Raw genomic sequence first — 19,193 nt, forward strand, 5'->3', positions numbered from 1 at the left:
GGGGGAACTACGCATGAGTGTTTTGCACGCTGACAGGCGCCTGTCGGCCTGGCTGTTGCTGCCCGCGCTGGGCTGGCTGGTCCTGTTTCTGCTGCTGCCGTGCCTGCTGGTACTGGTCTACAGCTTTCTCGAACGCGGCGCCTACGGTGGCATCGACTACGTCTTCACCTGGGACAACTACCATCGTGCGCTCGACCCGCTGTACCTGGAGATTCTCCTGCGCTCGGCGAAGATCGCCGGCCTGGCCACCCTGTATGCCGTGCTGATCGGCTACCCGGCGGCCTACGCCATTGCCCGCGCGCCGCGCCAGCGCCAGGCGGTGTACCTGTTCCTAGTGATGCTGCCGTTCTGGAGCAACTACCTGATCCGCACCTACGCCTGGATCGTCCTGCTCAACCGCAAGGGCCTAATCGCCGGCCTGCTCGAACCCATGGGCCTGTACGGCGACCTGCTGAACATTCTCTATACCGAGTCGGCGGTGATCCTGGGGTTGGTCTACAACTACATCCCCTTCGTCATCCTGGCGATCTTCGCCTCGCTGTCGCGGATCAACGGCGAGCTGTGGGAAGCCTCCAGCGACCTCGGTGCCTCCGGCTGGACCACCTTCCGCCGCATCATCCTGCCGCTCAGCGTGCCCGGCGTCGCCGCCGGCGCGGTGTTCGTCTTCGTCCTCAGCATCGGCAACTTCATCACCGCCGATCTGCTCGGTGGCAAGCAGGTGCTGATGGTCGGCAACCTGATCTATGCGCAGTTCCTCACCGCCCGCGACTGGCCGTTCGGCTCGGCGCTGAGCTTCTTCCTGATCGCCATCATGCTGCTGTTGCTGTTTATCCAGGCCATGCTGGCGCGCCGCGCCCAGGGGGCTCGCCATGCGTAATGCATCCGCTGTGCTGCTGGGCAGCCATCTGTGGCTGGTGTACGCCTTCCTTTATGTACCGATCCTGGTGCTGATCCTGCTGTCGTTCAACGCCAGCGGCCTGCCCACCGCCTGGGGCGGCGCGTCGCTCAAATGGTACGGCGCGCTGTTCGCCAACCAGGCGATCCAGCATGCGGCGCTGAACACCCTGATCGTCGCTTTGATCTCCACCAGCCTGGCCTGCGTGCTCGGCACCCTGCTGGCGCTCGGCGTGGAGATGCGCAGCCACGCCAGCGGCAATGCGGCGAAGACCGGCAACCTGGCCGACACCCTGCTGATGGCGCCGATGATCATCCCGGACATCGTCCTGGCCATCGCCCTGCTGAGCTTCTTCAACCTGCTGCAGATGAGCCTGGGCCTGCACTCGATCATCTTGAGCCACGTGGTGTTCAACATCGCCTTCGTCTGCGCGGTGGTGCGCACTCGCCTCAAGCACTTCGACTATTCGATCCTCGAGGCCTCCATCGACCTGGGCGCCAGCTGGCCGACCACCCTGCGCCGGGTGCTGCTGCCGAGCATCTTCCCCGGCGTGCTGGCCGGCGGCTTGCTGGCGTTCACCCTGTCGGTGGACGAATTCATCATCGCCTTCTTCAACTCCGGTTCTGGCAGCTCCTCGACCACCTTGCCGATGCAGGTCTACTCGATGATCCGCTTCGGCGTCACCCCCGAAATCAACGCGTTGGCGACCCTGGTGATGCTGGTCAGCTTCACCGCGCTGTTCGCTTCCCAGCGGCTCAACAAGGTGCACAGCAAGCATGAAGACTAACAACGCCCCGGTGCTGGTCCTGGACAAGATCAGCAAGTCCTACGGTCAGGGCATGGCCGTCAAAGACGTCAGCTTGAGCATCCGCGAGAACGAGTTCTTCGCCTTGCTCGGGCCCTCCGGCTGCGGCAAGAGCACCTTGTTGCGCATGCTCGCCGGCTTCGAGACGCCGACTGCAGGCCATATCTACCTGGATGGCCGCGATATCTCGCCGATGCCGGCCAACCAGCGCCCGCTCAACCTGATGTTCCAGTCCTATGCGCTGTTCCCCAACATGACGGTGCAGGACAACATCGCCTACGGCCTGGAGATGGAGCGCCTGCCCAGGGACGAGATCGCCCAACGGGTCGACGCCATGCTGGAGACCGCGCAGTTGCGCGACTTCGCCCGCCGCCGCCCGGACCAGCTGTCCGGCGGCCAGCGCCAGCGCGTGGCCCTGGCCCGGGCACTGATCAAGCGCCCACGGGTGCTGCTGCTGGACGAACCGCTGGGCGCGCTGGACAAGAAGCTGCGCGGCAAGATGCAGCTGGAACTCAAGCGCCTGCAGCACGAGAGCGGCATCACCTTCATCGTGGTTACCCACGACCAGGAAGAGGCGCTGGTCATGGCCGACCGCATGGCCGTGCTCAAGGACGGCGAAGTCAGCCAGTGCGGTAGCCCCAACGACATCTACGAGAACCCGCGCAACCGCTTCGTCGCCGACTTCATCGGCGTCAGCAACCTGATCGAAGGCCAGCGCATCGCCGGCGATCAGGTCGATGCCGGCGGGCGCTTGCTGAAGATCGAGCCGACTGCGGCGGTGGTCAGCGGCAACGTCGCCCTGGCCCTGCGCCCGGAGCGCCTGCTGGTGCTCGGCGGCGAGTCGCCGCGCTGCGACAACGAGGTCGACGGCCGGGTGGTCGAGGTCGCCTACCACGGCCTGGACACCAACCTGCACGTGCATACGCCGGTCTCCAGCAAGCCGCTGATCGTGCGGGTGCCGTCCGCGCAGCACGACTTCACCACCTTCACCACCGGCATGCCGATCCGCCTGGGCTGGAATGCCCAGCACGCGCGCGTGCTGGCTTGCTGAATCAGAACAACAACATCGGGAATCCAGACCATGAGTGAACGCAAAGTCATCGCCTTCTTCCCCGAGGCCGCCTACGGCCCGGCGCTCAATTCCGTCGGTATCGCCCAGGCCTGCGAGGCCCTGGGGCACAAGGCGGTGTTCCTAACCGACCCGGGGATGACCGGAGTGTATGCCGCCTACGGCTTCGAAGAGCACTACGTGAACATGTCCGAGCCGATGCCGGCCGAGGACATGGCGCGCTACTGGAGCGACTTCGTCAACGGCCATATCCCCAACTTCCGCAAGGAGCCGATCGACCAGCTCGACAACTATGTGAAGGAATGCTGGGCGGCCATAGTCGAGACCAGCAAGTGGGCGCAGAAGGAGCTGCCGGCGATCCTCGACCGGATCAAGCCGGACCTGATCTGCGTCGACAACGTCATCCTCTTCCCGGCCATCAAGCAGTACGGCAAGCCCTGGGTACGGATCATCTCCTGCTCGGAGAACGAGGTCGAAGACCCGGATATCCCGCCGTACCTGTCGGGCATGAGCATCGACGACAAGGACGGCCACGCGCGTTTCCGCGCCAAGTTCGAGGAAGTGATTGCGCCGATCCACGCCGACTTCAACCAGTTTCTCGCCGAATGCGGTGAGCGGCCGTATCCGCTGGGCACCTTCTTCGAGGAGTCGCCCTGGATGAACCTCCTGCTGTATCCGGACCCGGTCAAGTTCGAGCGCCGCTATCCGCTGCCGGCCCGGCGCTTCCACTACCTGCAGGGCTGCGTGCGCCAGGACAAGGCTTACGAAATTCCCGAATTCCGCGCCAACCAGGACAAGCCGCTGCTCTACGTCAGCTTCGGCAGCCTGGGCTCGGGTGACGTGCAGCTGCTCAAGCGCCTGATCTCCAGCATCGGCCAGCTGCCGTACCGCGCGCTGTTCAACGTTGGCGAGCACCTGGAGGAATACCCCGAGCTGCCGGACAACGTGAACGTCTCCAACTGGTACCCGCAGCCCTCGGTGATCGCTCAGGTCGACGCGGTGATCCACCACGGCGGCAACAACAGCTTCACCGAGTGCCTGTACTTCGGCAAACCGGCCATCGTCATGCCCTACGTCTGGGACGGCCACGACAACGCCATGCGCGCCGAGGAAAGCGGCCATGGCTTGCGCATGCACCGCAGCGACTGGCAGCACGCGGAGCTGGCCGAGAAGCTGGCGCTGTGTGTCAGCGACGCCGACATGGCCGCGCGCCTGCAGCGCACCAGCGCCTACATGCGCTCGCGCAAGGGCCCGGAAGACGCGGCCAAGATCCTCGATGGAGTACTGAACCATGGCTAAAGCCCGACTCGACTCCAGCGCGCCGCACATAGTCGGCGCCCGTGGCTATGCCGACCTGGTGGACTGGGGCTACCAGACCGAGCCGCTCAAGGGCAACTCACACTCCAGTGGGCGTCTGCTGTTCAAGGGGCCGAACAACAGCCCGGAGGTTGGGCTGTGGGTGTGCACCCCCGGCACCTGGCGCCTGTCGATCCCGCGTGACGAGCTGTGCCACTTCCTTGCCGGGCGCGCCATCTATCGCCACGACAACGGTGAAGTGATCCAGGTCGGTTCCGACACCCTGGTGCTGTTCCCCGCCGGCTGGACCGGCGAGTGCGAGGTCCAGGAGACCCTGCGCAACGTGTACATGCTGGCCTGAGCCAATCTTTTTCGCCGCGCCCGGCCAAGCGGTCGCGGCTTTTTCTGGAGACTGTTGTGATGAAAACCCCCGTTATCCACCGCCCCCTGCAGGTCACCGAACTGAAAGACTGGGGCGTGATCCCGACCATGCTCGAAGGCCAGTCGCGGGTTTCCGGAGTGGTGCTGCACAAGGGCCCGGAAGGCCAGTCCGAATGCGGCATCTGGCACTGCACGCCGGGGCAGTGGTTCTGCCACGTGACCAGCGACGAGTTCTGCCACTTCCTCGAAGGCCGCTGCACCTACGTGCACGAGTTGGGCGAGGTGATCGAGATCACCCCGGACACCGCCGCCTTCTTTCCCAAGGACTGGAAAGGCGTATGCACCGTCCATGAGACGGTGAAAAAGGTCTACATGATCCGGTGATGACATGAACCAAGCCCTGCCTACTCAAGCCGCCGACGCACGCGCCGGCCAGCGCGCCGCCTTCCTCACCCAGCACGGCCACGCCGCTACTCTGCTGCTGGCGTTGCCGGCTGACGCCTCGGCGCGTCGCTATTTCCGCCTGGACGGCGCCGGCCTGCTGCTGATGGATTCGCCAACCGCCAGCGAGCCGCTCGGCCCTTACCTGCAGGTGGCCGAGTTGCTGCGCTGGCTGGGCCTGTCGGCACCGCGGGTGCTGGCGGCCGATGCGGCGGCGGGGCTGGCGCTGGTCGAGGACTTCGGCCACGCCACCTACACCCGCCTGCTGGCGGCTGGGCATGCCGAGCAGCCCTTGTACGAACTGGCGGTGGATTGCCTGGTGCAGCTGCACCAGGCGCCGGCCAGCCATGGCGCCTCCTTGCCGGGCTACGACGCTGAGCGGCTGGCGGCGGAGTTCGGCCTGTTTATCGACTGGTATGCGCCGCTGCAGGTCGGCCGCGAGCGGGCCGCTGCGCTGCGTGCGGACTACCTGCAACTGTTCGGTGGGCTCTGCGCGGCGGTGGCCGAGCGCCGCGAGGCCGTGGTGCTGCGCGACTTCCATGTCGACAACCTGATGCTGCTGGAAGGCCGCACAGGGGTTGCCGCCTGCGGCCTGTTGGACTTCCAGGATGCCCTGCAGGGCGCGGCGGCCTATGACCTGATGTCGCTGCTGGAAGACGCCCGCCGCGACGTGCCGGCCGCGCTGCGCGCCGAGCTGCTGCAGCGCTACCTGGCGCAACGGCCGCAACTGGATGCCGCACGTTTTATGGCCGACTACGCGGTGCTGGCCGCCCAGCGCCACGCCAAGGTGCTCGGCATCTTCGTGCGCCTGGCCCAGCGCGACGGCAAGCTCGGCTACCTCGACCATTTGCCGCGCACCCTCGGCCTGTTTGCTCAGGCCCTCGACCATCCCGCGCTGCTGCCGCTGCGCGAGTTGCTCGACCAGCAGCTCGCGTCCTGGCGCGACCCCCTGCCGGCCAGCGTCATCGCCGCGCTGCGCGGCCGTACCCTTTGACTGCCCTAGGAAAATCCATGAGCACCTTCACCTGCGACAAGCCGCTGCGCTTTATCAGCCCCGACTACCAGACACCGGCCACCCAGCGCCTGCGTGAGATCTTCGACCCGGCGAACCTGCAGCAGGTCGGCACCATCGGCCTGGGCGATGCGGCCGACGTGCAGGCCGCCATCGATGCGGCCAACGCCGCGCAGCAGGGCTGGCGCCAGACCGATGCCAAGAGCCGGGCGGCGCTGCTACACCGCCTGGCCAATGCCATCGAGAGCGATGTGGAGTGCAACCGCGAAGCGGCGCGGCTGATGACCCTGGAAATGGGCAAGCCGTTTCCCGAGGCCATGGGCGAGCTGGCCAACTGCGCGCCGATCTTCCGCTACTACGCCGAGATGGCCCGGGACGAGGCCGGCAAGGTCGCCGGCACCACGCAGATCGGTTCCTTCCAGCATGTGCGCTACGAGCCGTACGGCGTCAGCGTACATATCATGCCGTTCAACTTCCCGATCCTGCTGATGTGCTGGACCGTGGCGGCGTCGCTCGCCGCCGGCAACGCCTGCATCATCAAGCCGGCGGAAAGCACCAGCCTCTGTACCCTCAAATTTATGCAGCACTTCCGCGTGCTGCCGGCCGGGCTGGTGTCCTGTGTGCCGGGCGATGCGCAGACCGCACAGCTGCTGGTGCAGTCCGAGCGCACCCACGCAGTGGCCTTCACCGGTAGCGTCGGCGCCGGCAAGGCGGTGGCGGTGGCCTGCGCCGAACGAATGAAACCGGCGGTGATCGAGGCCGGCGGCAGCGACCCGATGATCATCAGCAAGCATGCGCCGCTGGAAGTCGCCGCCGCCGGTGCGGTGACCGCAGCCTTCCACCTGAGCGGGCAGATCTGCACCTCGGCCGAGCGTTTCTTCGTGGTCGACGAGATCCACGACCAGTTTGTCGCCCGTTTCGCCGAGAAGACTCGCCAGCTGCGCATCGGCCATGGTCTGGAGCACAGCGAGGTCGGTCCGCTGGTCAGCCAGGCCGCGCGCGACAAGGTCATGCGGCTGGTCGACGACGCGGTCGAGAAGGGCGCCACCGTCGTCTGCGGTGGGCGCATTCCGCCGGGACAGGACTGCGGCTGGTTCTATGAGCCGACCATCCTCACCGGGGTCAACGCCAGCATGAAGATCTTCCATGAGGAGTGCTTCGGCCCGGTGGCGGCGATCTGCCGCGTTGCCGACTTCGACGAAGCCGTACGCCTGGCCAACGACTCGCCATTCGGCCTCGGTGCCTCGCTGTTTTCCACCGATCTGGCCGAGGCCATGGAGGCCGCCGACCGCCTGCAGGCCGGCATGGTCTGGGTCAACAACCCGCTGATCGACAACGACGCGCTGCCCTTCGGCGGTTGGAAGATGTCCGGCATGGGCCGTGAACTGGGTCGCCAGGGGCTCGACGCCTTCCGCCGCTCGAAGATGGTGATCATCGACCACCAGCCGCAGATCCAGTTGTGGTGGTACCCCTACGCCGATGATCAGTTCTACCGCGCCTGAGGACAGCCGAATATGAGCGAACATGCCTTGTTTCCCACCCTGGCGGTGGTGCTCGCCGCCGGCCAGGGCACGCGGATGCGTTCCAGCCTGCCCAAGGTGCTGCACCAGGTGGGCAATCGCCCGCTGCTCGGCCATGTGCTGGCCGCCACCGCTGTGGCGGGTATCGAGCAACTGGCCGTGGTGGTCGGGCCGGATACGCCGGCCGTGGCCGAGTACGTGCAGCAGGTGGCGCCGGCGGCCCAGCAGTTCATCCAGCAGCAGCGCCTGGGCACCGCCCATGCCGTACTGGCCGCGCGCCCGGCGCTGCTCAGGCATGAGCAGGGCTGCGTGCTGGTGCTGTTCGGCGACTCGCCGCTGATCGGTGCGCAAACCTTGCAGCGTCTGCGCCAGACCCTGATCGACGGCGTCGCGGTGGCGGTGGCCGGTTTCACCACGGCGCAGCCCGGCCCCTACGGCCGCCTGCTCACCGAGGGTGGGCGCCTGCTGGCGATCCGCGAGGCCAAGGACGCCAGCGCCGAGGAGCTGGCAATCAACCTGTGCAACGGCGGGGTCATGGGTTTTCGCGCCGACCACTGTCTGTGGCTGCTGGAGCGCATCGGCAACGGTAATGCCCAGGGCGAGTTCTATCTCACCGACGCGGTCGAGCTGGCCAATGCCGCCGGTTTGCCGGTGGTCGCCGTGGCAGTGGCCGAGGAGGAGATCCTCGGGGTCAACGACCGCGAGCAGCTGCATGCGGCGGAGCAGATCTTCCAGCGTCGTCGCCGCCAGCAGGCCATGCAGGCTGGGGTGACCCTGGCTGCTGCCGACACCGTGTATTTCAGCGCCGATACCGAGCTGGGCGTGGATGTTCGCGTCGAGCCTTGCGTGGTGTTCGGCCCCGGCGTGCAGGTGGAGCAGGGCGCGTGCATCGCCGCGTTCAGCCATCTGCAGCATGTGCGCATCACCGCGCAGCCGGCCTGTTAACTCTCAATCGACTCAGTGGAACCCGCGCAGATGGATATCTATCAGCACCTGTACATCGATGGGCAATGGCGACTCCCTGCTCGCCAGCAGAGCTTCGCCAGCTTCGACCCGAGTGACGAGAGCGTGCTGGCCCAGGTGCCGGCGGCCAGCGCCGAGGACGTCGACCTGGCGGTGCAGGCCGCGCGCCGGGCCTTCGACCAGGGCCCCTGGCCGCGCCTGTCGGGTGCCGAGCGGGCAACCCTGCTGCGCGCCATAGCCGCCGGGATTCGCCAGCGCCTGCCGCAACTCGCCGAGCTGGAGGTGCGCGACAACGGCAAGCCGCTGGCCGAGGCGCAGTGGGATATCGCCGATGCAGCCGGTTGCTTCGACTACTACGCCGGCCTGGCCGAAGCCGCCGAGCAACAGCCGACGCAGCCAATCGAGCTGGCTGACGAGCGTTTCAGCTGCTGGGTGGAGCGCGAGCCAGTGGGCGTGGTCGGCGCCATCATTCCGTGGAACTTCCCCCTGCTGATGGCTGCCTGGAAGGTCGCCCCGGCCCTGGCCGCCGGCTGCACCATAGTGCTCAAACCCTCCGAGCTGACCCCGCTGACGGCGCTGGAGCTAGCGGCCATCGTGCATGCCGTGGGGCTGCCGGCCGGGGTGTTCAACCTGGTCACCGGGCTCGGTCCGGACGCCGGCGCGCCGCTGGCCGAGCACCCGCGGGTGGACAAGCTGGCCTTCACCGGCAGCGTGCCGACCGGGCGGCGGATCATGCAGGCCGCCTCGCGCGAGATCAAAAACCTCAGCCTGGAGCTGGGCGGCAAGTCGCCCTTTATCGTCTTCGCCGACAGCGACCTGGACGCGGCGGTGGAGTGGATCATGTTCGGCATCTTCTGGAACCAGGGCCAGGTCTGCTCGGCCACCTCGCGGGTGCTGGTGGAGCGGGCGCTGTATCCGCGCCTGCTCGAACGGCTGATCGAGCAGACGCGCAAGATCCGCATCGGTCACGGCCTGGAGGAGGGCGTGCTGCTCGGCCCGCTGGTCAGCGCCGGGCAGCGCGACAAGGTGCTCAGCGCCATCGCGGACGGGCAGCAGAGCGGCGCGCGCCTGGCCTATGGCGGCGAGGTGCCGGCGCAGCTGGACAAGGGTTATTTCCTCACCCCGGCGATCTTCGCCGAGGTGCCGGTGGACAGTGCGCTGTGGCGCGAGGAGATCTTCGGCCCGGTGGTCTGCCTGCGCGCCTTCGACAGCGAGGAGGAGGCGCTGCGCCTGGCCAATGATTCTGTCTACGGCCTGGCCGCGGCGGTGATGTCGCAGGACCTGCCGCGTGCCGAGCGGGTGGCGCGCGGGCTGCGCGCCGGCATCGTGTGGATCAACTGTTCGCAACCGACCTTCAGCGAGGCGCCCTGGGGTGGCTACAAGCAGAGCGGTATCGGTCGCGAACTGGGCCAGTGGGGCTTCGACAGCTACCGCGAGGTGAAGCAGATCACCCGTTACGACAGCGCCCAGCCCTGGGGCTGGTACATCAAGTAAGTCACGCGCCGGCGTCCTGAACCGGGCGTCGGCGCTTTAACCAGACAAGGTCGCGGTACGGGCCAACCAATCAACCGATTGCGTTGCCGCTCGAGGGCCTGCGCATGCCGGAAAAAGGCCATGGGCAGGGCGGTGAGCGCAATTCGGCAAGGTTTTCTCTTTGCTCAGGCATCAGGGAAAAACGCTGGCGTGTCTCTGCAGTTTTTCGGCGAGCGCCAGCCCATAACAAGCGAAAAACACCTATGGAGCAGCTTATGAATCACGCACTGAAACTCTGCATGGCCGGCATGCTGCTGGCGCCCTGGTCGGCCTCCCAGGCCATCACCCTGAACGACGATTTCAGCCTGGATCTGAACATCGGCGCCTACAGCGATTACCACTCGCGGGGCATGTCGCAGACCCAGAACGACCCCGCTATCCAGGGTTCCGCCACCCTGTCCCACTCCAGCGGCCTGTACGCCGGGGTATGGAGCTCCAACGTCGACTTCGGCTATGGCAGCAAGACCCGCCAGGAGATCGACTACTACCTCGGCTACTACTGGCAGGCCACCGACGACATCGCCCTGGATGTCACCTACTACGAGTACGAGTATCCGAAGGAGGGCGGACTGAACTACAGCGAGAGCTTCGCCAAGCTCTCGGCCTATGGCGGCTACGTCGGCGGCTACTACTCCGACGACATGGGCGGCGACCAGAGCTACCTGTACAGCTTCGTCGGCTACGAGACCAGCCTGCCGATGGATGTCGGCCTGGACCTGCGGTATGGCTGGGTCGACTTCAAGGACGACACCTTCTTCGATGACAACGGCAGTGCCCGTGACAGCTTCAACGAGTGGCAGGTCAGCCTGAGCAAGACCCTGGTCAGCCTCGACTGGTCGCTGGCCTATGTCGACTCCGATCTGTCGGACGAGGAGTGCGCCAGCTACAACGGCTTCGACGACGTCTGCGGGGCCAACCTGGTGCTCGGTGTCAGCAAGACCTTCTGATTCTCATCTGCGCAGTGGCCGCGCCTGCAAGGGCGCGGTTCGTATTCATAGTGGTTCAACCCCGCATTGGAGGTACCCCATGAGTCGCAAGTCCAGTCGTAGCAATTCCCCCTTGGCCCGCCTGTTCCGCCGTTTGCAGTGGGCTCATCACGAATCCGAGCGCACCGGCATCCCGGTCGACGAACTGCTCGACATTCAGCGCGAGCAGACCCGCCTGGCGCAGCTGCAACGTCAGCAGCGCCGTGATTTTCTCAAGACCCTGGGCGCCGGTGTGGCCGGCGCCAGCCTGCTCGGCGCCATGGGCCCGGCCCTGGCTGCCATGGGCGGGCAGGGCAGCAATCCGGGGCGGGTCATCATCATCGGTGCCGGCCTGGCCGGCCTGCGCTGCGCCCATCGGTTGCAGCAGTATGGCTACCCCAGCACCGTCTACGAGGCGAGCACGCGCATCGGCGGGCGGGCCTTCACCACCCGCGGTTTCTTCGACGAGGGCATGGCCGTGGAGCGCGGTGGCGAGCTGGTGTCCACCGAGCACAGTGCGCTGCGCAACCTGGTGCACCAGCTGGGCCTGAGCCTGGAGGACGTCAACAGCGGTGCCTTGCCCGGTGGCGAAGAACTGTACTACCTGAACAACCAGTTCTACCGCGAGGAGCAGCTTGGCGAAGACTGGCGCGGGGTCTATGACCTGTTCAAGCGTACCGAGCAGGCTGCGCCCTGGCAGCCGATGCACAACAGCCACAACGCCGAGCACGCGCGCCTCGACCAGATCGGCGCCATCGACTGGCTGAACCAGACCGGCATCGGTGCCAACAGCCACTTCGGCCAGTTGATGCAGGCCAACCTGATCTCCGAGTACGGCCTGCCGCCGGAGCAGCAGGGCTGTCTCAACCTGGTCTACCTGATGGCGTTCAATTCGATCAACGAGCCATTCCCCCTGGCCGGCACCGACGAGCGCTACCACATAGCCGGCGGCAACGACGCGGTGGCCTACGGCATGGCCAGCCAGTTGCCGGCGGGCAGCGTGGTCACCGGCAAGGCATTGACTGCCATTTCCGGCAGCGCCATGGGGCCGTATGTCTGCACCTTCAGCGATGGCTCCAGCGACATCTGCGATCAGCTGGTGCTGGCCTTGCCCTTCAGCAAACTGCGTGAGGTCGAGTTGTCGCCTCAGGTGCGGGCCACCTTCTCCCCGGCCAAGCAGCTGGCGATCGACGAGCTGCGCATGGGCAGCAATGGCAAAATTCATATCCAGTGCGGCTCGCGCCCCTGGGGGGCGCTGCGCTATGTGGACGACCATCCGGTGCAGATGAACGGGGTGAGCTATTCCGGCGCCAGCGGCTTCGTCACCGTATGGGACACCCAGGTCGGTAAGCCCACCACCGGCAGCGTGCTGTGTGACTACCTGGGTGGGCAGCAGGGGCTGGCGCTGAACACCAGCCAGCCGTTCGCCCAGGCCGCAGCCAGCGATGTGAACAAGCTGTTGACGCAGATCGAACCGGTTTTCCCGGGCACCACCGCGGCCTATCAGGGCAAGGCACTGGTGTCCAAATGGGCGGCCAACCCCTGGAGTAAGGGCAGCTACAGCGCCCCGGCCCTGGGCGACTACACCCGCTTCTGGGGCGCGCAATGGCAGAAGGACGCCGGCAATCGCATCCACTTCTGCGGTGAACACTGCTCGCAGGAGTATTGGGGCTTCCTCAATGGCGCGGTGGAGACTGGCGAGCTGGCGGCCAAGGCGCTGGTACAGGGCTAGCAGGCGGCATGGTGGAATAAGGCGGATCCCGACTGGCTCAGCGTGCGAGTCTGCACGATGGGCCAGGCAGGTCTCCGCCTGCCTGCGCTTCCGGCAGATGTTGCAAAAAGTTGCACTGGCTTGCCGAACCTCTGGATGGGCCATGTTAGGCTAGCGCTCCCCATTTACCCCCGTCGTCATGGAGTTGTTATGTCGATCAAGGAATTGATCCTGGCCACCTTGCTGGCCGCCGCCGTACCCGCCGCCCACGCCGTGGTCGTGGCCCCCGATGCCCCGGCTCCCGCAGCCGCCGAAGCCGCCGCACCGGAGGAGGAGAGCGCCGCGGTCACCGAGGACGAAGTCGAGGAATTCGACGAAGAGGCCTTCATCGCCAGCCTGAACTTCCAGACCGGCCAAGTGGTGATCGGCGACAACCTGGCCACCCTCAACCTGCCGGACAACCTGGTCTTCCTCAACGGTGCCGACGCCGAGCGCCTGCTGGTCGAGGCCTGGGGCAACCCGCCGGATGCCGAGCTGCCGCTGGGCATGGTGCTGCCGGCCGGCATCTCGCCGCTGGCCGCCGAGTCCTGGGCGGCGACCATCGAGTACGAGGAAAGCGGCTACGTATCCGATGAGGACGCCGCCGACATCGATTACGACGACATGCTCAAGGACCTGCAGGAAGAGTCCGTGGCCGACAACCAGTGGCGCGCCGAGAATGGCTACGAGTCGGTCGAGCTGGTCGGCTGGGCCGCCCAGCCGCACTACGACGACCAGGGCAAGAAGCTGCACTGGGCCAAGGAACTCAAGTTCGGCGACAGCGAAACCAACACCCTCAACTACAACATCCGCGTGCTCGGTCGCAAAGGCGTGCTGGTGCTGAACTTCATCGCCAACATGGATCAGCTGGCCGATATCCAGCAGCACGTGCCGACCGTATTGGCCATGACCGACTTCAACCAGGGCCATCGCTATGCCGAGTTCGATCCGGACATGGACGAAGTGGCGGCCTACGGCATCGGTGCGCTGATCGCCGGCAAGCTGGCGGCCAAGGCCGGCCTGTTCGCCACCCTGCTGATCCTGCTGAAGAAGCTGTGGATCGTGCCGCTGCTGGTCATCGGCTGGCTGGGCAAGCGCCTGTTCGGCAAGAAGAGCCAGGCACAAACCGCCGCGCCGGTCGCCGAAGCGACTGCCGAACCGGTTGCCGGGCAGCCGGTCGAGCCCCCGGCACGTACGGTGCTGGACCTGAACAAGGCGGACGGCGATAAGCCCTGAGCCTGATCGCGCATTGCACCCACAAGGGCCCCACTGGGGCCCTTGTCGTTTCTGCCAGGCGCCTGCTGGCCTTCCGGTCTGGGCGGTCGGCCAGCGACTTCCTCCTCGACCACGCTGGGGTGTGCTTATCGACGAGACCTGGCAGAGGCTAGCCGCCACTCGCCAGATCAATGCGGCAAAGCTGGGCCGATTGACTAGGCTGAAGGCAATCGCCGCGCCGGCCCGGCTCTGCGCACGATCCCTCGGACTTGGCCACGCTGGCGACAGTCAGGTGGCCCTGCATCTAACCCCGCTTTTCTTCGCTATGGAGAAGCGCCATGCGTGTGTGCCATCGCTCCATCATCCTGCTTGCCGTGCTGGCCCTGTCCGGTTGCCCGGATGAGGAACCCGCCAAGGCGCAGGCTCCTGCTGCCACTCCTGCTGCCGAGGCGCCGGCAACGGCTCCAGCCGCCGTCACGCCCCCCGTGGCGCCAGCACCAGCACCAGCGCCGGCAGCGGTCAGCAACGCCGTATTCACGCCGGAGGAGCTGGACCAGATGATGGCGCCGCTGGCCCTGTACCCGGACGCGCTGCTGGCCCAGGTGTTGATGGCCTCGACCTATCCGGGCGATGTCGCCGACGCCGTGGCCTGGTCCAAGGCGCATCCGAACAGCAGCGGTGATAGCGCGGTGCGCGAGGTCGCGGATCAGCCCTGGGATCCGAGCGTGCAGTCGCTGGTCGCCTTCCCGGCGGCACTGGCCACCCTGGGGCAGGATCCGGCCTGGGTGCAGCGGGTGGGCGATGCCTTCCTGGCCCAGCCCGACGCCGTGATGGACTCGGTGCAGCGCCTGCGGCGGCAGGCGCAAGCCGCCGGCAACCTGGAATCCAACGAGCAGCAGCGGGTGACCGAGCAGCCCGCCGCCCCGGCTCCCGCCCCCACCTCGGCCGAGTCGACCGTGATAGTGCAACAGGAGGCCGTCCCGCCGACCATCATCATCGAGCCGGCCCAGCCGCAGACGGTCTATGTGCCCAGCTACAACCCCAACGCGGTCTACGGCACCTGGCCCTATCCGGCCTCGCCGCCGGTGTATTACCCACCACCGCCGGGCTACTACTTCGGTAGCGCGCTGGCTACGGGCCTGGCCTTTGGCGCGGGGGTGGCGATCATCGATTCGCTGTGGGGCGACTGCGACTGGGACAATGACGACATCGACCTCGATGTCGAGCACTACAACAACATCAACAGCAACCGGCAGATCAATGCCAACCAGAACAACTGGCAGCACAACTCGATCAATCGCGACGGAGTGCCCTACCGCGACAGCGCCAACCGCGAGCAATACAGTCGGCGCCTGGAGGGGAGCGCGCAGCGTGATGCCTATCGGGGGCACGATACGGCGCGGGTGGCCGAGCGCGAGCGGGCGCGACAGTCACTGGAGCAGCGCGGCATCGACTCGCCGGCCACCAGCAACCAGCAGGCCCGCGAACGGGCGCAGAGCGCGACGCGCGAGCTCGACCGCGATCCGCAGGCCCGCGAGCGGGCTCAGGCCGGGGCCGGCGATTTCAGCCGGGATCCGGCCCGCGATCGCGCCCAGGCCGCCACCCGTGATGCGCAGGCCCGCGAGCGGGCCCAGGCTTCGACCCGTGACGCTCAGACGCGACAGCGAGCCCAGGCCTCGGCCCGCGATGCGCAGGCCCGCCAGCGTGCGCAAAGCAACCCGCAGGCTCGTCAGCAGGTGCGCCAGCAGAGCGCCAGTGCCCGCGGAACCCGCGACAACGCCTTCACCGGTGCCCGCAGCCCCTCGCAGTCGCGTGCGCAAGCCAGCCGTGGCCAGACCAGCCGGGCCACCGCCAGCCGGCCGCAAACGGCCCGCGCCAGCGGCCAGACCGTGCAACGCGCCTCCCGGGCACCGTCCCGGAGCGGCGGCGGCCGCCGGCGTTGACAGGAGAATCACCATGATTGCTGGATTCCGTTTGATCTCGATCCTGTTGCTGGGCGTTCTGGCCCAGGCCGCGCAGGCGCAGCAGGCGTACCCCACTCCAGATGCCGCCGTCGAGGCGCTGGTGGCTGCCCTGGGAACCGAAAAGGGCGATGCCGAGCGCCTGGCGGCTTTGCTGGGCGCCGACTGGCAAAGCTACATCCCGACCGCCGACGTCGAGCGCGAGGATGTCGATGCCTTCCTCGCGCTCTATCGGCAGAAGAGCGTGCTGCACCCCGCCGCGCCCGGGCGCGCCGACCTGGTGGTAGGCAACACGCCCTGGACCTTCCCCTTGCCGCTGGTCCAGGGCAAGGATGGCTGGATCTTCGATACCAAGGCCGGCGGTGAGGAAATCCGCGTGCGCCGCATCGGTCGCAACGAGCTGGCCACCGTGCAGGCGGCGCTGGCTTACCATGATGCGCAGATGGACTACGCCGAGGTCGACCGCGACGGCGATGGGGTGCTGGAGTACGCGCAGCAGTTCATCAGCAGCGACGGTCAGTACGACGGGCTGTACTGGGCCGAAGAGCCCGGTCTCGAGGAAAGCCCGCTCGGTCCGCTATTCGGTGACGAACTGCCCGACGGCGAGTGGCACGGCTACCACTACCGCATCCTCGGCGCCCAGGGCGCCTCGGCACCGGGCGGCGCCTACGACTACCGGCTCGGCGACAACATGAGCCGCGGCTTTGCCCTGATCGCCTGGCCGGCCAAATATGGCGACAGCGGCGTGATGAGTTTCATGATCAGTCACGACGGTCAGGTGTTCGAAAAGGATCTGGGCCCGGACGGCGCGAAACTGGCGACCACCATGAGCCGTTTCGATCCGGACAGCAGCTGGAATGAGGTTGAGGCCGCGGCCGAAGACGCGACATTGGCCACGCCCTGAGCGGCGGCACAGGCGCCAAGACAAGACGGGCCCATGCGGGCCCGTTTTGTTTGGCTATGTGCCCGTTCCATGTTGCACAGGCCATCTAGCTTTAGTGGGAGCGGATTTATCCGCGATAAACCGGCAGCTCGGCGTAGGCCCTGATCGCGAATGAATTCGCTCCCACGAACAGCCAGAGCAGCCACCGCGAGCACTTGAGCCAAACAACAGCGCGGCGTAGCAACGCGTAACAGGTACATAGCTTTCTGTTTACTTGCTGAGAAAGCGCATGCCTTCTTCCAGGCCGCGCAGGGTCAGCGGGTGCATCTGGTCGTTGATCAGCTCGCGGACGATGTTGGTGGAAGCGGTGTAGCTCCATGCATCCTTGGGGTAGGGGTTGATCCAGATGAGCTTCTTGTACTTCTCCATGAAGCGCTTCATCCACACGTAGCCGGCTTCCTCGTTCCAGTGCTCGACGCTGCCGCCGGCCTGGGTGATCTCGTAGGGCGCCATGGCCGCGTCGCCGATGAAGATCACCTTGTAGTCCGGGCCGTACTTGTGCAGCAGGTCGAGGGTGGAATAGCGCTCGGAAGTGCGGCGCAGGTTGTTCTTCCACACCGACTCGTAGATGAAGTTGTGGAAGTAGAAGTACTCCAGGTGCTTGAACTCGGTCTTGCACGCCGAGAACAGTTCCTCGCAGACCTTGACGTGGGCGTCCATCGAACCGCCGATGTCGAACAGCAGCAGCAGCTTCACCGTGTTGCGCCGTTCCGGGCGCATCTGGATGTTGAGCAGGCCGCCGTCCTTGGCCGTGTGGTCGATGGTGCCGCCGAGGTCGAATTCTTCCGCCGCGCCCTCGCGGGCGAACTTGCGCAGGCGGCGCAGGGCCACCTTGATGTTGCGCGTGCCCAGTTCGACCTGGTCGTCGAGGTTCTTGTACTCGCGCTGGTCCCAGACTTTGGCGGCCTTGCCCTGGCGTTTGCCGGCGTCGCCGACGCGGATGCCTTCCGGGTTGTAGCCGCCGGAGCCGAACGGGCTGGTACCGCCGGTGCCGATCCACTTGTTGCCGCCTTCGTGGCGTTCCTTCTGCTCTTCGAGGCGTTTCTTGAATTCCTCGATCAGTTTGTCCAGGCCGCCGAGGCTCTGGATCTGCGCGCGCTCTTCGTCGGTCAGCAGGCGCTCGAACTCCTTGCGCAGCCATTCATCGGGGATCAGTGACTCGATGTGCTGGTTGAGGTTCTCCAGGCCCTTGAAGTAGGCGCCGAAGGCGCGGTCGAACTTGTCGAAATGACGCTCGTCCTTGACCAGGATGGTGCGCGCCAGGAAGTAGAACTCGTCCATGTCGGCGAACACCACGTTGTGTTTCAACGCGTTGATCAGGTCGAGCAGCTCGCGCACCGAGACCGGCACCTTGGCCGCGCGCATTTCATTGAACAGGTTGAGCAGCATGATGTGCCCTCATTTGTGGCTCGATTGCCCGCTCGGTGTGAGGGGCGAGCGAGCTAGAGCCAGGCAAGGCGAGAACGGGCGAGGAAGCGCAGTTTACTCGTGTAAATGAGCATTCCGAGCCCGTTCTCAACGCAGTCTGGCCGACGCGCAGCCGGCCCGTTTATCGAGACGCGCGGCGGCTCATGAAGGCCAGGCGCTCGAGCAGCTGCACATCCTGCTCGTTCTTCACCAGGGCACCGGCCAGCGGCGGGATGGCCTTGGTCGGATCGCGCTCGCGCAGCACCGCCTCGCCGATATTGTCGGCCATGAGGAGTTTCAACCAGTCGACCAGCTCGCTGGTGGACGGCTTCTTCTTCAGGCCCGGCACCTTGCGCACGTCGAAGAACACGTCCAGCGCCTCGGCCACCAGCTCGCCGCTGATCTTCGGGTAGTGCACGTCGACGATCTTCTGCAGGGTGTTGCGGTCGGGGAAGGCGATGTAGTGGAAGAAGCAGCGGCGCAGGAAGGCGTCCGGCAGTTCCTTCTCGTTGTTCGAGGTGATGATGATGATCGGGCGCTGCTTGGCCTTGATCGTCTCGTTGGTCTCGTAAACGTAGAACTCCATCTTGTCGAGTTCCTGCAACAGGTCGTTGGGGAACTCGATGTCGGCCTTGTCGATCTCGTCGATCAGCAGGATCACCCGCTCCTCGGCCTCGAAGGCCTCCCACAGCTTGCCCTTCTTGATGTAGTTGCGCACGTCGTGGACCTTGTCCGAGTCCAGCTGCGAGTCGCGCAGGCGGCTGACCGCGTCGTACTCGTAGAGGCCCTGGTGGGCCTTGGTGGTGGACTTGATGTGCCAGGTGATCAGCTTGGCGCCGAAGGCCTCGGCCAACTGCTCGGCGAGCATGGTCTTGCCGGTGCCCGGCTCGCCCTTGACCAGCAGCGGGCGCTGCAGGGTGATGGCGGCATTCACCGCGAGTTTGAGATCGTCGGTGGCGACGTAGGACTGGGTGCCTTCGAACTTCATCGTGTAATCCTCGAACGGTAACGCCCCGGAGTCTGCGCCCGGCGCTGTT

17 protein-coding genes are annotated in these 19,193 nt (G+C 66.1%); 15 read left to right on the top strand and 2 right to left on the bottom strand.

Annotated features, from left to right (window positions below):
* Window positions 1–13 precede the first annotated feature (13 nt).
* The 15 genes from F3I16_RS07135 to F3I16_RS07205 all read left to right on the top strand — a co-directional run bounded on the left by F3I16_RS07135 (window position 14) and on the right by F3I16_RS07205 (window position 16,710).
* The gene (locus tag F3I16_RS07135) at window positions 14–877 is read left to right on the top strand and encodes an ABC transporter permease (protein WP_160493032.1); all 864 of its coding nucleotides are present in this window, start codon (window positions 14–16) and stop codon (window positions 875–877) included.
* Window positions 870–1,682, top strand: a complete 813-nt coding sequence (locus tag F3I16_RS07140) for an ABC transporter permease (RefSeq protein WP_160493033.1) — start codon at window positions 870–872, stop codon at window positions 1,680–1,682. Before F3I16_RS07135 ends, F3I16_RS07140 begins: the two co-directional genes overlap by 8 nt.
* Window positions 1,672–2,751, top strand: a complete 1,080-nt coding sequence (locus F3I16_RS07145) for an ABC transporter ATP-binding protein (protein ID WP_160493034.1) — start codon at window positions 1,672–1,674, stop codon at window positions 2,749–2,751. The genes F3I16_RS07140 and F3I16_RS07145 overlap by 11 nt, the downstream gene beginning before the upstream one ends.
* Window positions 2,752–2,781: 30 nt before the next feature.
* The gene (locus F3I16_RS07150; RefSeq protein ID WP_160493035.1) at window positions 2,782–4,068 is read left to right on the top strand and encodes a glycosyltransferase; all 1,287 of its coding nucleotides are present in this window, start codon (window positions 2,782–2,784) and stop codon (window positions 4,066–4,068) included.
* Window positions 4,061–4,426 (top strand): cupin domain-containing protein, encoded by a 366-nt coding sequence (locus F3I16_RS07155; protein WP_160493036.1) that lies wholly within the window; start codon window positions 4,061–4,063, stop codon window positions 4,424–4,426. The genes F3I16_RS07150 and F3I16_RS07155 overlap by 8 nt, the downstream gene beginning before the upstream one ends.
* A gap of 59 nt (window positions 4,427–4,485) precedes the next feature.
* Window positions 4,486–4,830 (top strand): cupin domain-containing protein, encoded by a 345-nt coding sequence (locus F3I16_RS07160; protein WP_160493037.1) that lies wholly within the window; start codon window positions 4,486–4,488, stop codon window positions 4,828–4,830.
* 4 nt (window positions 4,831–4,834) lie between these two features.
* The gene (locus F3I16_RS07165; protein WP_160493038.1) at window positions 4,835–5,881 is read left to right on the top strand and encodes an aminoglycoside phosphotransferase family protein; all 1,047 of its coding nucleotides are present in this window, start codon (window positions 4,835–4,837) and stop codon (window positions 5,879–5,881) included.
* 17 nt (window positions 5,882–5,898) lie between these two features.
* Window positions 5,899–7,401: an aldehyde dehydrogenase gene (locus F3I16_RS07170; protein WP_160493039.1), complete on the top strand. Its 1,503-nt coding sequence runs from the start codon at window positions 5,899–5,901 to the stop codon at window positions 7,399–7,401.
* A 12-nt stretch (window positions 7,402–7,413) separates the two neighbouring features.
* Entirely contained in the window at window positions 7,414–8,364 is a 951-nt protein-coding gene (locus F3I16_RS07175) for an NTP transferase domain-containing protein (RefSeq protein WP_160493040.1), read from the top strand.
* 30 nt (window positions 8,365–8,394) lie between these two features.
* Complete coding sequence (locus tag F3I16_RS07180; RefSeq protein WP_160493041.1) at window positions 8,395–9,876, top strand: aldehyde dehydrogenase family protein; 1,482 nt, start codon at window positions 8,395–8,397, stop codon at window positions 9,874–9,876.
* A 254-nt stretch (window positions 9,877–10,130) separates the two neighbouring features.
* Window positions 10,131–10,862, top strand: a complete 732-nt coding sequence (locus tag F3I16_RS07185; protein ID WP_160493042.1) for a TorF family putative porin — start codon at window positions 10,131–10,133, stop codon at window positions 10,860–10,862.
* A 79-nt stretch (window positions 10,863–10,941) separates the two neighbouring features.
* Window positions 10,942–12,612: an NAD(P)/FAD-dependent oxidoreductase gene (locus F3I16_RS07190; RefSeq protein ID WP_160493043.1), complete on the top strand. Its 1,671-nt coding sequence runs from the start codon at window positions 10,942–10,944 to the stop codon at window positions 12,610–12,612.
* Window positions 12,613–12,801: 189 nt separating this feature from the next.
* Window positions 12,802–13,866, top strand: coding sequence for a DUF2167 domain-containing protein (locus F3I16_RS07195; RefSeq protein ID WP_160493044.1), 1,065 nt, complete (start codon window positions 12,802–12,804; stop codon window positions 13,864–13,866).
* A 317-nt stretch (window positions 13,867–14,183) separates the two neighbouring features.
* Window positions 14,184–15,788 carry a DUF3300 domain-containing protein gene (locus F3I16_RS07200; RefSeq protein WP_160493045.1) on the top strand — a complete coding sequence of 535 codons (1,605 nt, stop codon included), beginning with the start codon at window positions 14,184–14,186 and terminating at the stop codon, window positions 15,786–15,788.
* A 13-nt stretch (window positions 15,789–15,801) separates the two neighbouring features.
* Window positions 15,802–16,710, top strand: a complete 909-nt coding sequence (locus F3I16_RS07205; RefSeq protein WP_160493046.1) for a DUF2950 domain-containing protein — start codon at window positions 15,802–15,804, stop codon at window positions 16,708–16,710.
* A gap of 249 nt (window positions 16,711–16,959) precedes the next feature.
* On the opposite strand, the gene F3I16_RS07210 is transcribed toward F3I16_RS07205, so the two are convergent.
* Both F3I16_RS07210 and F3I16_RS07215 read right to left on the bottom strand, forming a co-directional pair.
* Window positions 16,960–18,138 (bottom strand): VWA domain-containing protein, encoded by a 1,179-nt coding sequence (locus tag F3I16_RS07210; protein WP_160493047.1) that lies wholly within the window; start codon window positions 18,136–18,138, stop codon window positions 16,960–16,962.
* Window positions 18,139–18,298: 160 nt separating this feature from the next.
* Complete coding sequence (locus tag F3I16_RS07215) at window positions 18,299–19,144, bottom strand: MoxR family ATPase (protein WP_160490078.1); 846 nt, start codon at window positions 19,142–19,144, stop codon at window positions 18,299–18,301.
* Window positions 19,145–19,193 lie beyond the last annotated feature (49 nt).

This window comes from Pseudomonas sp. L-22-4S-12, assembly GCF_009799935.1.
GTDB lineage: Bacteria > Pseudomonadota > Gammaproteobacteria > Pseudomonadales > Pseudomonadaceae > Aquipseudomonas.

What these genes read in the sequence shown, in the direction of transcription:
- F3I16_RS07190 (WP_160493043.1), top strand. Translation starts at nt 10,942, where the DNA reads ATGAGTCGCAAGTCCAGTCGTAGCAATTCCCCCTTGGCCCGCCTGTTC.
- F3I16_RS07215 (WP_160490078.1), bottom strand. Translation starts at nt 19,144, where the DNA reads ATGAAGTTCGAAGGCACCCAGTCCTACGTCGCCACCGACGATCTCAAA.
- F3I16_RS07175 (WP_160493040.1), top strand. Translation starts at nt 7,414, where the DNA reads ATGAGCGAACATGCCTTGTTTCCCACCCTGGCGGTGGTGCTCGCCGCC.
- F3I16_RS07140 (WP_160493033.1), top strand. Translation starts at nt 870, where the DNA reads ATGCGTAATGCATCCGCTGTGCTGCTGGGCAGCCATCTGTGGCTGGTG.
- F3I16_RS07210 (WP_160493047.1), bottom strand. Translation starts at nt 18,138, where the DNA reads ATGCTGCTCAACCTGTTCAATGAAATGCGCGCGGCCAAGGTGCCGGTC.
- F3I16_RS07150 (WP_160493035.1), top strand. Translation starts at nt 2,782, where the DNA reads ATGAGTGAACGCAAAGTCATCGCCTTCTTCCCCGAGGCCGCCTACGGC.
- F3I16_RS07160 (WP_160493037.1), top strand. Translation starts at nt 4,486, where the DNA reads ATGAAAACCCCCGTTATCCACCGCCCCCTGCAGGTCACCGAACTGAAA.
- F3I16_RS07185 (WP_160493042.1), top strand. Translation starts at nt 10,131, where the DNA reads ATGAATCACGCACTGAAACTCTGCATGGCCGGCATGCTGCTGGCGCCC.
- F3I16_RS07145 (WP_160493034.1), top strand. Translation starts at nt 1,672, where the DNA reads ATGAAGACTAACAACGCCCCGGTGCTGGTCCTGGACAAGATCAGCAAG.
- F3I16_RS07155 (WP_160493036.1), top strand. Translation starts at nt 4,061, where the DNA reads ATGGCTAAAGCCCGACTCGACTCCAGCGCGCCGCACATAGTCGGCGCC.
- F3I16_RS07165 (WP_160493038.1), top strand. Translation starts at nt 4,835, where the DNA reads ATGAACCAAGCCCTGCCTACTCAAGCCGCCGACGCACGCGCCGGCCAG.
- F3I16_RS07170 (WP_160493039.1), top strand. Translation starts at nt 5,899, where the DNA reads ATGAGCACCTTCACCTGCGACAAGCCGCTGCGCTTTATCAGCCCCGAC.
- F3I16_RS07135 (WP_160493032.1), top strand. Translation starts at nt 14, where the DNA reads ATGAGTGTTTTGCACGCTGACAGGCGCCTGTCGGCCTGGCTGTTGCTG.
- F3I16_RS07195 (WP_160493044.1), top strand. Translation starts at nt 12,802, where the DNA reads ATGTCGATCAAGGAATTGATCCTGGCCACCTTGCTGGCCGCCGCCGTA.
- F3I16_RS07205 (WP_160493046.1), top strand. Translation starts at nt 15,802, where the DNA reads ATGATTGCTGGATTCCGTTTGATCTCGATCCTGTTGCTGGGCGTTCTG.
- F3I16_RS07180 (WP_160493041.1), top strand. Translation starts at nt 8,395, where the DNA reads ATGGATATCTATCAGCACCTGTACATCGATGGGCAATGGCGACTCCCT.
- F3I16_RS07200 (WP_160493045.1), top strand. Translation starts at nt 14,184, where the DNA reads ATGCGTGTGTGCCATCGCTCCATCATCCTGCTTGCCGTGCTGGCCCTG.